Source organism: Stutzerimonas nitrititolerans (assembly GCF_003696285.1).
Taxonomy (GTDB): Bacteria; Pseudomonadota; Gammaproteobacteria; order Pseudomonadales; family Pseudomonadaceae; genus Stutzerimonas; species Stutzerimonas nitrititolerans.
Genome location: NZ_RFFL01000009.1, coordinates 185206 through 194448, shown reverse-complemented (window position 1 = coordinate 194448; position 9243 = coordinate 185206). Strand labels below are relative to the sequence as shown.

Annotated in this window: 19 protein-coding genes; 17 read left to right on the top strand and 2 right to left on the bottom strand. The window is 61.2% G+C overall.

Features of this window, described 5'->3' with window-relative positions:
- From EA795_RS13330 to EA795_RS21050, 13 genes are all read left to right on the top strand, one after another.
- A partial coding sequence (locus tag EA795_RS13330) for a helix-turn-helix domain-containing protein (protein WP_122077803.1) occupies window positions 1-295 on the top strand: 295 nt, incomplete at its 5' end.
- 42 nt (window positions 296-337) lie between these two features.
- Window positions 338-574, top strand: coding sequence for a hypothetical protein (locus EA795_RS13325; protein WP_122077801.1), 237 nt, complete (start codon window positions 338-340; stop codon window positions 572-574).
- 284 nt (window positions 575-858) lie between these two features.
- Window positions 859-1524 (top strand): ASCH domain-containing protein, encoded by a 666-nt coding sequence (locus EA795_RS13320; protein ID WP_122077799.1) that lies wholly within the window; start codon window positions 859-861, stop codon window positions 1522-1524.
- A gap of 12 nt (window positions 1525-1536) precedes the next feature.
- The gene (locus EA795_RS13315) at window positions 1537-1929 is read left to right on the top strand and encodes a hypothetical protein (protein WP_122077797.1); all 393 of its coding nucleotides are present in this window, start codon (window positions 1537-1539) and stop codon (window positions 1927-1929) included.
- A complete protein-coding gene (locus tag EA795_RS13310; protein ID WP_122077795.1) occupies window positions 1926-2282 on the top strand; it encodes a hypothetical protein in 357 nt (118 codons plus the stop codon). The genes EA795_RS13315 and EA795_RS13310 overlap by 4 nt, the downstream gene beginning before the upstream one ends.
- Window positions 2279-2470: a hypothetical protein gene (locus EA795_RS13305; RefSeq protein ID WP_122077793.1), complete on the top strand. Its 192-nt coding sequence runs from the start codon at window positions 2279-2281 to the stop codon at window positions 2468-2470. Before EA795_RS13310 ends, EA795_RS13305 begins: the two co-directional genes overlap by 4 nt.
- The gene (locus tag EA795_RS21510; RefSeq protein ID WP_262924184.1) at window positions 2460-2585 is read left to right on the top strand and encodes a hypothetical protein; all 126 of its coding nucleotides are present in this window, start codon (window positions 2460-2462) and stop codon (window positions 2583-2585) included. The genes EA795_RS13305 and EA795_RS21510 overlap by 11 nt, the downstream gene beginning before the upstream one ends.
- A gap of 62 nt (window positions 2586-2647) precedes the next feature.
- Window positions 2648-3715: a hypothetical protein gene (locus EA795_RS13300; protein WP_122077791.1), complete on the top strand. Its 1068-nt coding sequence runs from the start codon at window positions 2648-2650 to the stop codon at window positions 3713-3715.
- Between the two features lie 7 nt (window positions 3716-3722).
- Window positions 3723-4487 (top strand): ERF family protein, encoded by a 765-nt coding sequence (locus tag EA795_RS13295; RefSeq protein WP_122077789.1) that lies wholly within the window; start codon window positions 3723-3725, stop codon window positions 4485-4487.
- Window positions 4471-5088: a lambda exonuclease family protein gene (locus EA795_RS13290; protein ID WP_122077787.1), complete on the top strand. Its 618-nt coding sequence runs from the start codon at window positions 4471-4473 to the stop codon at window positions 5086-5088. Before EA795_RS13295 ends, EA795_RS13290 begins: the two co-directional genes overlap by 17 nt.
- Window positions 5089-5109: 21 nt before the next feature.
- Window positions 5110-5577: a single-stranded DNA-binding protein gene (gene ssb, locus EA795_RS13285; RefSeq protein WP_122077785.1), complete on the top strand. Its 468-nt coding sequence runs from the start codon at window positions 5110-5112 to the stop codon at window positions 5575-5577.
- Between the two features lie 41 nt (window positions 5578-5618).
- A complete protein-coding gene (locus tag EA795_RS20920; RefSeq protein ID WP_147456302.1) occupies window positions 5619-5846 on the top strand; it encodes a hypothetical protein in 228 nt (75 codons plus the stop codon).
- Complete coding sequence (locus tag EA795_RS21050) at window positions 5843-6004, top strand: hypothetical protein (protein ID WP_158601308.1); 162 nt, start codon at window positions 5843-5845, stop codon at window positions 6002-6004. Before EA795_RS20920 ends, EA795_RS21050 begins: the two co-directional genes overlap by 4 nt.
- A gap of 3 nt (window positions 6005-6007) precedes the next feature.
- Here the strand turns inward: EA795_RS21050 and EA795_RS13280 are convergent, their stop codons facing one another.
- Window positions 6008-6274: a hypothetical protein gene (locus EA795_RS13280; RefSeq protein ID WP_122077783.1), complete on the bottom strand. Its 267-nt coding sequence runs from the start codon at window positions 6272-6274 to the stop codon at window positions 6008-6010.
- 136 nt (window positions 6275-6410) lie between these two features.
- Here EA795_RS13280 and EA795_RS13275 point away from each other — a divergent pair, with 136 nt between their 5' ends.
- The 3 genes from EA795_RS13275 to EA795_RS13265 are packed head-to-tail and all read left to right on the top strand — an operon-like array spanning window position 6411 to window position 7823.
- Window positions 6411-7088, top strand: a complete 678-nt coding sequence (locus EA795_RS13275; RefSeq protein ID WP_122077781.1) for a hypothetical protein — start codon at window positions 6411-6413, stop codon at window positions 7086-7088.
- On the top strand, window positions 7088-7324 hold the full coding sequence (locus EA795_RS13270) for a DUF7446 family protein (protein ID WP_122077780.1): 237 nt from the start codon (window positions 7088-7090) through the stop codon (window positions 7322-7324). The genes EA795_RS13275 and EA795_RS13270 overlap by 1 nt, the downstream gene beginning before the upstream one ends.
- Complete coding sequence (locus tag EA795_RS13265; RefSeq protein WP_122077778.1) at window positions 7317-7823, top strand: hypothetical protein; 507 nt, start codon at window positions 7317-7319, stop codon at window positions 7821-7823. The genes EA795_RS13270 and EA795_RS13265 overlap by 8 nt, the downstream gene beginning before the upstream one ends.
- Before the next feature lie 419 nt (window positions 7824-8242).
- Here the strand turns inward: EA795_RS13265 and EA795_RS13255 are convergent, their stop codons facing one another.
- Complete coding sequence (locus EA795_RS13255) at window positions 8243-8695, bottom strand: hypothetical protein (RefSeq protein ID WP_122077774.1); 453 nt, start codon at window positions 8693-8695, stop codon at window positions 8243-8245.
- Between the two features lie 73 nt (window positions 8696-8768).
- On the opposite strand from EA795_RS13255, the gene EA795_RS13250 reads away from it, so the two are divergent.
- A complete protein-coding gene (locus EA795_RS13250; RefSeq protein ID WP_122077772.1) occupies window positions 8769-9221 on the top strand; it encodes a hypothetical protein in 453 nt (150 codons plus the stop codon).
- The last annotated feature ends 22 nt before the right edge of the window (window positions 9222-9243 follow it).

Genomic DNA, 9243 nt, shown 5'->3' with positions numbered 1-9243 from the left:
GATCTACGCGGCGAAGGACATGACGGCGAAAGAAATTGCGCGCCGCATGGATTGCAGCCCTTCGACGATCAAAAAGCAGCTCGACACCGCGCGCTTCAAGCTGGGGATGCAGCGGACCATTCGCGGCCTGTGCCTTGAGGCCGTGCGGCGCGGAATCATCGCCCCGCTTGTGCTCGCCCTGCTGGTAGGCGGCGGGAACATCCAACAGATGCGCCCGGTTCGCCGGCCTGATGCGCCCAGGGCGCAGACCGTTGTGCGGATTCAGCGGCTGGAAGAAGCCCAGCTGGCTGCATAACCGCCCCATGGGCACCCATCAGCACATAAGAGGATGAGATAGATGGCGAGTGAAACTGGCGGTCCGGCCTTTCCATGCGAAGGCGGAAACAAGTTTATTTCGGGCAATGAGATACGGAGAACGCTTCCCAGTTCCGGCATGGATCTTCGCGATTATTTCGCAGCGAAGGCGATGCAGGGGTGGACGGCAAACCCTCTGCCTAATGATTCGTCGATTCAGGAAGTTGCCGAATGGGCGTATCGCCAGGCCGACGCCATGCTTGCAGCCCGCACCAAATAGCGCATCACATCCGAGCGCAGCGGACCGGAAACGGGTATCTGCGACAGGGATCAGCCGGACAGTGCCCTGATTGCGTAAAACCCCGGCAGCCATCTACGGGATTACCCACAGCTTTACCCGTTGGGATGGCCGACTTGCCGCCGATAGCGGCCTTCCTACCCCAGCACTCACCGCAAAGCCTCCCCTTGTACCTCACTGGTCCTGCGATACAGGACGGGGGCTTTGCAGTGGGTGCCATTCACTACTCAATCGAAACGCTGCGCTGGACGCGGCATGGAGAGCTTATGTCTGAGCAAAAAGAGCGTCCGATTCTGTTCAACGGCGCGATGGTTCGCGCCATCCTCGAAGGTCGCAAGACCGTGACGCGGCGCGCGATCAAGCCCGCCCCGCAGATGGTTACTGATAGCAGCATCGAGCCGTGGTCAGGCGACCCGGCCGTGCTTATGCGCCTGCTGGAGAAATCCGGTAAATGCTGCCCGTTCGGCCAGCCAGGTGACCGGCTATGGGTGCGCGAGACGTGGCAAGGTCCGCTTTTAAGCGATGACGAGATGCGTGCCGACCCGGGCTGGTGGAAGGACATGTCGCGCTACCAGAACCCGGCGCATTGCGCTTATCGCGCGAGCGGTGATTCGTGCGAATTCGTTGATCCGGACGGCGACATGCAGTGCCGTTGGAAGCCCAGCATCCACATGCCCCGCTGGGCTTCGCGGATCCAGCTCGAAATCACCGACGTGCGCGTCGAGCGCCTGCAGGCCATCACTTATGAGCAGGCGGCAGCCGAAGGCATTCACCGCGACCATCGCATGTGGTTCGCCACGGACGAAGGCGGCCCGGCTTTCATCAATCCAGAGGCAGCATTCGCCCAGCTCTGGCGTCAGACCGGCGGCGACTTTGATTCAAACCCCTGGGTCTGGGTCGTCGAGTTCAAGCGCGTCAACCAGCACCCATAGCGAGGAATCCCCATGAACGCAGCGTTACGCAACGCCCGCGCCTTTTCGGCTGGGCAATTCGCGAGGGACAACGCCACGCCGCCAGACAGCATCGGCCCGAAAGAGCTGATCGAGGAAGCCATCGTGGAGCAGATCGACAGTGGCGAGCAGGCAGTTATCGACGCCTGCGCCGAGCACTGCGTCCAGCACCTCGACGCAGCGATGGCATTCAAGCTGACCGCCGCGATGATTCTCCAGCTGAGCCTGACCGCAAACTGGGAGCGCCTGAGGGGTGATATCGCCAAGACAAACCCTCTGCTGGCCGATGCGCTACAGGACGTTGCCTGGATGATTGGCAAGCGTCAGCCGGAGTTCGTTGAGCAGGAGGCCGCGCGGCGGCTGGCAGAGCAGGAGAAAGCGGCATGAGCAAGGAAGTGAAGCGGTACACGATTCATCCGGAAGGCATTTCGCAGATAACTGGATGGGGGCCGTCAGCCGTAGTCGTTCTGGCATCCGACCACGACGCAGCTATCGAAGCCCTTCTCGCTGAGCGGGATGCGCTGAAGAAGGATGCCGAGCGATATCGGTGGCTGCGGGATCGCGGATTCTCACATGCAGACGTCTCTCTCGGCACTGATTGCGACGGAGACAACTTCGTCGGTTACCGGATCACATTCAACCTGCCAGAGCCGGCGCACAACAAGTTCGAAGATGACGAATGGGAGGCAGACGACATTGACGCCGCCATCGACGCCGCCCTGCAAGGAGAGCAGCCATGACCACCTCCCCCGTCAAATCGCTCATCGATGAGCAACTCGAAGAAATCATAACCCGCTTTCAAGCCTGCAACGTCGGGAACATGTGGCACATCCACGACAGGGTTACCGGCAAAACAGCGGGTTTCTGCGTCAGCCATCGGGCGGCGCTGGTTAGGGCACAGCAGCTGGAGGTGATGCATGGGCGTTGAATCTGACCGCCACTCCTTCGCCGCCGCCTGGCTCGCCATGCTCGCATTCGGCGCCCTTGCCCTGTTCGGCCTCTCTATCGCAGCAATGTGGATGGTTGAACGCCTGTTCGCCTGATCCATTCCTTTCAATTCATACCGCTGCTCATACCGCTGCGCTTGGCGCGGCAAGGATTCTCTATGTCCACGGAAACCCAACTGATCGCCCTGGAAGATATCAGCGCGGACAAAGCCCCCGTCATCTACGGCCACAACAAGCTGACGGCCTACGTCGCCCTGGCTCGCGAACAGGCGGCCAATGAAGTGCCTGATCTGACCACCCGCAAGGGCCGCGAGCGGATCGCGTCGCTCGCCGCCCAGGTCAGCCGCAGCAAGACGGCGGTCGAGAAGCCTGGTCGCGACTACCTGCGCCGCATCAAGGAGATGCCAAAGGCTATCGAGGCCGAGCTGCGCGAGTTCGTGCAGGAGATGGACAAGCTGCGCGATGAGGTGCGGGCGCCGCTGACTGAGTGGGAGGCGGCAGAAGAAGCTCGCAAGGCAAAGCACCAGGGTGCCATCGACCAGATCAATCTGCGGCTGGAGTGCCGCGACCTGGACTCGTCCGAACTGTGCCAGAACATCGAGTGGCTGGAGACCATGGCCATCGATGAGAGCTGGGAGGAATTCGAGTCCGAGGCGCTGCGAGCGAAGGACAAGGCCCTGGCCGCACTACGCGAAGCGCTTGTCGCGCGGGAGAGGTACGAAGCCGAACAGGCCGAACTCGAACGCCTCCGCGCCGAGGCCGCCCAGCGCGAGCAGAAGGAGCGCGAGGAGCGCATCGCCCGGGAAGCCGCCGAGCAAGCCCAGCGCGAAGCAGAGCAGCGCGCACAGGCCGAGCGTGACGCAGCAGCCAAGCGTGAAGCAGACGCCAAGGCCGCAGCAGAACGCCGCGAGCTGGAACTGAAGCTGCAGGCCGAACAAGCAGAGCGCGAGAAGCTGGAAGCCCAGCGCCGGGCCGAGCAGGCAGAGCGTGACGCCGCCGAACGCGCCGAGCGCGCAGCAGCAGCCGAACGCCAGCGCCAGGCCGACGAGCAGGCCCGCCAAGAAGCCGAGGCCAAGGCCCGCGAGGCGGACATTGCGCACAAGACTGCAGTGCTGACCTCCATCAAAGAGGCATTCATGGCGGCTGGCGTCACCGAAGAACAGGCCAAGGCCATCATCAACATGATCCGCAAGGGCGAAGTGCCCAGCGTGTCGATTACCTACTGAGGCAGCCATGAACACAGCAATTGCCCAGCGGCAGGAGAACACTGCCGTAACGAAGGCCGGCGAGTCGGCCACCATCCTGCAGATCATCCAGCAAGTCGCCATGAGCCCGAACGCGGACATCGACAAGATGGAGCGGTTGATGGCGATGCACGAGCGCTTCCAGGCTCAGCAGGCAAAGCAGCAGTACGACGAGGCGCTGGCTCAGATGCAGGAAGAGCTGCCCGTCATCGGTGAGCGCGGCGGCATCAAGGACAAGAACGGCCGCATCCAAAGCACCTACGCGCTTTGGGAAGACATCAATGAGGTCATCAAGCCGGTTCTGGCTCGACACGGCTTCGCGATCACTTTTCGCACGCCGCGCAACGACAAAGGTATCGAGGTTGAGGGTGTGCTGAGCCATAGGGCAGGCCACCGGGAAACCACATCGCTGTTGTTGCCCGCCGACGTAAGCGGCAACAAGAACGGCGTCCAGGCGGTGGCGTCCAGTGTCAGCTACGGCAAGCGCTACACGGCTGGAGCCCTGCTGAACTTCACCACTACCGGCGAAGACGACGACGGTAACGGCGCGGTCGTAACGGCGCGCGTTACCTCGGTGCAGGCCGCACAGCTGGCCATGCTACTGGAGCAATGCAGCGACAAGGCCAAGGAGTCGTTCGCAGCGCTCCACGGCACGCCGGCATCTGTCGAAAAGGCCATGTTCGACCATGTGCTCGCGGCCCTCACGAAGTCAGCGGCCAAGGCCAAGGAGGCGTCCAGTGCAAATCATTCGTGACGTTGAGCAAGGGTCGGCCGATTGGCTGGCTCTGCGCCTTGGAATCGTGACCTGCTCCGAACTGGACTGCCTGCTGGTCAACGGGAAAGGGCAAGCCGGATTCGGTGCCGGCGCCTTCACCTACATGGACACGCTGATCGGCGAGCGGATCACTGGCGAGGCCGCAGACCCGTTCAGCGGTAACCGCCACACCGAGCGCGGGCATGAGCTGGAAGCCGTTGCCCGCGGCCTGTACGAGTCGCGCGAAGAGGTCGCCACGGAACAGGTGGCCATCATCCTAAATCACGGCATCGGCTACTCGCCGGACTCGCTGGTCGGCGCCAACGGCCTCACCGAGATAAAGACCAAGCTTCCGAAGTTTCAGGTCGGCGTGATCCTGGCCGACGAGATCCCGAAGGAGCACATCGCGCAGTGCCAAGGCGGCCTATGGGTTTCGGATCGCGAGTGGATCGACTTCGTGTCCTACTGGCCGGGCATGCCCCTCTTCGTCAAGCGCGCCTATCGCGACGAAGCCATGATTCGAAAGATCAGCGAGCGCGTCACCACCTTCTACGAACTGCTCGAAGAGCGGATGAATCGGGTCATGGGCATAGCTGCCTGATCCAACTACCCAGGAGCCACCATGGCCAGAGGCATCAATAAAGTCATCCTGATCGGAAACGTCGGTGGTGATCCAGAAACGCGTTACACGCCCAACGGAAACGCGGTGACGAACATCACCTTGGCGACCAGTGACAGCTGGAAGGACAAGCAGACCGGCCAGCAGCAGGAGCGCACCGAATGGCATCGAGTGGTGTTCTTCGGAAAGGTCGCAGAGATAGCGGGCGAATACCTGCGCAAAGGATCGCAGTGCTACATCGAAGGTCGTCTGCAGACGCGTGAATGGGAAAAGGATGGGGTGAAGCGCTACACCACGGAAATCGTGGTCGACATGGGCGGCACCCTTCAATTGCTCGGCGGCAGGCCAGACGGTCAGCAGACCCAGCAGCAACGGCCTCAGCATAACCAGCGCTCGCAACAGTCGCCGCAGACGCAACGTCAGCCCGATAACTCAATGCCCGACTACGACAGCTACGGCGTGCAGTACTGACCCACCGGGCGCCCAGCGCGCCCTCCTCCCCGGTACACACCATGACATTTTGCAACCTAACCCCAGCGGGCCGGGCGAAAGATGCTGCCTGGCTTTCACGACTCGTCGCCGAATCAGGCGTACCCATCCAGCAGGTCGAAGGCTTCCGCGAAGTGAAGCCCATTGAGCGCAAGCGCTGGCACGACCCGACGACCGTACTCAAGCGCCGCCGCGATCCGAAGCGAGAGTTGGCGGCATTCGCCCGCCGGGCACTGGAGCAGATGGCATGAAGACCTTCGACCTGCACTCGCAGAAATTCGAACCGGCGTGGCGCCAAGGCTGGAACGCGCCGGCCGACGCGGTGTGCCCCTACGGGATTTCGCGCATCGGCCATCGGTGTGCATGGCTGGCGGCTCACCGTGATCGGTACGGGAGAGCCGCAGCGTAGACGCTACCCGTAAGTCGTCTGCCAGTTAGGCATGCCTGATTTCTTCAGGGCCTGCTCACATTCCTCCCAGAACTCTATCAGCGCGGCGCGTGCCTCTTCTTCTGTTTCGAATTGTGCCGCTGGGCGCTTAACGCCTCTGACCGTTTCATTCGTCTCGCAGCTGTACGGACCATCTGGAATAGCTCGATAGATGCGCCCCTTAGCTATCTGGCCGCTACTGGTGAATCCGCTCGCAGAAAGCTCCCTGATCAATTCCTTATATACCGGCATTTCAGTCCTCCTTCCGGCCCCATGCCGGCCCCCGACCGTATCCGATACCCGAACCAATGAACAGACCGACCTACTGCCGATCAAGCGGAAAGCTGATCGGCACCTGTACGTGTATGCGCTAAACAAGGAGCGAACCATGAACAAGCCAATTCACCCAGCCATTGCAGAGCATGTGATGGAAGAGAACGCCAGGCTGCGCGGCTTGCTGATGAGCGTACTGAAGACGCCGCGCGGTAGCAGCGGCCGAATTATTCTTGAGCCTGACGAAGAGGCGGCCATTCGTGCCGCCCTATCCCAGCAGGACGAGCCCACCGACACCTTCACCGCCGTCGACATGGCCACAGCCGCAGCGCAGGGGTTCAGGGATGGGCAGGCGGCAGTAGAGCAAGCCCCGGCGCAGGATGATCGGGAGCCAGTCGGCTGGTACACCGATGACCACCTGACAGACAAGTCCGCTACCACATACGACCGCGAGGTGGCTGACCGCTGGCGTGGCAAAGGCTGGCCCGTCTATGAGCTGTACGCCCGCCCCGCGCAGGCCGAGCAGCAGCCGGTGAGCTGGCAGTTCTATCAGGACGGAAAGTGGTGGAACGGCGGCGACCGAATTAAGGATCACCGGAAGAACACCGAGGCCGCTGGCATACCGGTACGTGATCTGTACGCAGCCCCCATCGCCCAGACCGCCCCGCAGCCGGAGCTGGTGATGCCTGTCGCTCTTGCCTCTGTGAGCGCTGAGTACGACCGCGGATGGTCGGACCATGCGGCTGAGGTTCTCAGGTTGAACGCAGCCCTATCCGCCCAAGGAGGTGAGTGATGAAACCAATCCGAATGCAGGTCACCGCGCTCGGCGGTCGAATCATGGCCGGGCACACAAACAAGGCAGGAACGCAACTTACAGAGGGATCGCGGCAAGACGTGACCAGCGACTTCATGAAGTGCCTCCTCCAGAAGGCTGAGCATCACGGCGGTGGATTCATTATCACCGGTGACGGCAAGAGCTGGGATGTGACGGTTACGGCCATTCCAGTCCAAGGAGAAAGCCATGAGTGATGAACTGAAGCCGTGCCCGTTTTGCAACGGCGAAGGCGTGATCTATGAATACAGCACCGTTGAGACGTGCCCATGTTCCATGCGACCTGCCCAGCCCGCAGAGGCGGAAGGGGTGGAGGTCGTGGCCGCGTTTGTCTATGACAACGACATGCTTCTTTGCGTGGACTTCGACCCCAAGGCGCGGATGGGGACTGCTGATGGCACCGCGCTCGTCCACCAGTCAGATCACCTCGCCGCCCTGTCAGCCGTGACCGCCGAGCGGGATAGGCTGCGGTCAAAATGGGCACGAGTAGAGTCCGAGCGGGACCAACTCCGCGCCAAGGTCGAAATGCTGCGGGAGGATGCAGAGCGGTGGCGCTACGTCAGCCTCCAGGGCGACGACACGCACTGGCTCAACCTGCTGCGCGTCGATCTGGATGATTTCGGCGGAAACATCAACGCTGCGGTAGATGCGCTGATTGATGGCGAAGCGCCCGCCCTGGCTGCGAAGGAGGCGTGATATGCGAGAGATTACCCCATGCTCCGAATACGACGGCACAAACAACAAGTGCCGTAGCGGCCATGTGCGCCTGCACCCGATTTGCCGGGGCATATCGCACGGCTGCAAGAGCTGCGGCGCTGGTGATGTGCCGATGTGCATGATGGACGACCAGCCGCCGCACTTGATCCGAAAGGATGGGATGCCGCTTGGATGGCCTGAACCGCTGAGTCTGTCCGTCTCCATTGCTGTCCCAAAGGAATGAACGAAGACGACCTACGCCGCATCCTGGGCGAGCCTGACCGTATAGGCGGCAAGCCCATGACCAGCACAGCCTGGCGCTGCATGCGCTGCGGCAAGTCGTATGCGTCCCCTACCCCTGTTCCCGTACCAGCTCCGTGCGAGTGCGGGTCTATCGCGTTCGAGGTTGAGCGAGCAACTCACTGAACTAGGCAAGTCCAAACCATCAGTTTGTCGCCGAAGCCATTGATCAGCGTTCCGGCAACCAACAACTTGACCTCAAATGCCTTCATCTGGACGACACGCTTTTGGATGTACGTCGCAAATATGTCGGTCGTTGCTTTGTCCACTTGCGCTTTTAGGGCCGCCTCGTATTGGGGGCCAAGCTTCTCCCCGTGAAACTCTTCGCGTTGGTCCCTTATAGCGTTCATTTGATCTTCTGAGCTGCGCTGCCTGAACTTATTGATGTGAGCCCCGAGAACCTCATCAAGCTTGATTGAAGCCACCAGGATTGCCAGCACGATTAGCAGTGATCCTGCCCGGCTCATCCAAGTCGGGTCCTGAGTTAGCCAAGACAGAAGCACACCCAACAACACCAGCCCATAGCTCGCACCGATGACAAGCCACTCCAAACGGCTTTTCGTAACCTTCATTTAATTGCTCCGCTCAAGTAGCGACAGCATACACACAACCTGCCGGCGAGAGTCGGGCGGGAAAGGAGTTCGTATGTCTGAGATTCAACCGAAGCGCCCCACCGTCACCAAGGAAATGATTCTTGCCGCCGCCGAAGTTGTGGCCGCCAAGATCGACGCCGATGCCGCAACCATCGCCGAGCATTACCGCCACGGAATGGACGGATACGAGCTGGCCAAGGAACTTGATAAATGGGCTTACTGGGATACCTCGCGCGACGACATGGAGGCGCTGGACGAAGTTGATTGGCTGGTTGATGCAGCGCTGCGTGAGGCTGAAAAGGAATGGGTAGCTGTAAATGATATTCAGCCGCCATTCCCGGTTGGTGCTCGCGTCCAGTGCAATGTGCGTAACGAGATCGGAACCATAACCGGGCTATCCGAGCACTCAGCGGCCACGTATCAGGTGAAGCCTGAAGGGCAAGACGACAGTGCTACCGGAACCCGCCGCTGGCTCTGCAAGTTTGAGCAGGTATCAGCCGCCTAACCCGATATGCGGGAGGAGATAG

Bases quoted from the DNA above. Each gene is read 5' to 3' on its own strand.
- EA795_RS21510 (WP_262924184.1), top strand. From the start codon at position 2,460: ATGGGCGTTGAATCTGACCGCCACTCCTTCGCCGCCGCCTGGCTCGCC.
- EA795_RS13315 (WP_122077797.1), top strand. From the start codon at position 1,537: ATGAACGCAGCGTTACGCAACGCCCGCGCCTTTTCGGCTGGGCAATTC.
- EA795_RS13310 (WP_122077795.1), top strand. From the start codon at position 1,926: ATGAGCAAGGAAGTGAAGCGGTACACGATTCATCCGGAAGGCATTTCG.
- EA795_RS13280 (WP_122077783.1), bottom strand. From the start codon at position 6,274: ATGCCGGTATATAAGGAATTGATCAGGGAGCTTTCTGCGAGCGGATTC.
- ssb (WP_122077785.1), top strand. From the start codon at position 5,110: ATGGCCAGAGGCATCAATAAAGTCATCCTGATCGGAAACGTCGGTGGT.
- EA795_RS13255 (WP_122077774.1), bottom strand. From the start codon at position 8,695: ATGAAGGTTACGAAAAGCCGTTTGGAGTGGCTTGTCATCGGTGCGAGC.
- EA795_RS13325 (WP_122077801.1), top strand. From the start codon at position 338: ATGGCGAGTGAAACTGGCGGTCCGGCCTTTCCATGCGAAGGCGGAAAC.
- EA795_RS13275 (WP_122077781.1), top strand. From the start codon at position 6,411: ATGAACAAGCCAATTCACCCAGCCATTGCAGAGCATGTGATGGAAGAG.
- EA795_RS13265 (WP_122077778.1), top strand. From the start codon at position 7,317: ATGAGTGATGAACTGAAGCCGTGCCCGTTTTGCAACGGCGAAGGCGTG.
- EA795_RS21050 (WP_158601308.1), top strand. From the start codon at position 5,843: ATGAAGACCTTCGACCTGCACTCGCAGAAATTCGAACCGGCGTGGCGC.
- EA795_RS13250 (WP_122077772.1), top strand. From the start codon at position 8,769: ATGTCTGAGATTCAACCGAAGCGCCCCACCGTCACCAAGGAAATGATT.
- EA795_RS13300 (WP_122077791.1), top strand. From the start codon at position 2,648: ATGTCCACGGAAACCCAACTGATCGCCCTGGAAGATATCAGCGCGGAC.
- EA795_RS13270 (WP_122077780.1), top strand. From the start codon at position 7,088: ATGAAACCAATCCGAATGCAGGTCACCGCGCTCGGCGGTCGAATCATG.
- EA795_RS20920 (WP_147456302.1), top strand. From the start codon at position 5,619: ATGACATTTTGCAACCTAACCCCAGCGGGCCGGGCGAAAGATGCTGCC.
- EA795_RS13295 (WP_122077789.1), top strand. From the start codon at position 3,723: ATGAACACAGCAATTGCCCAGCGGCAGGAGAACACTGCCGTAACGAAG.
- EA795_RS13320 (WP_122077799.1), top strand. From the start codon at position 859: ATGTCTGAGCAAAAAGAGCGTCCGATTCTGTTCAACGGCGCGATGGTT.
- EA795_RS13305 (WP_122077793.1), top strand. From the start codon at position 2,279: ATGACCACCTCCCCCGTCAAATCGCTCATCGATGAGCAACTCGAAGAA.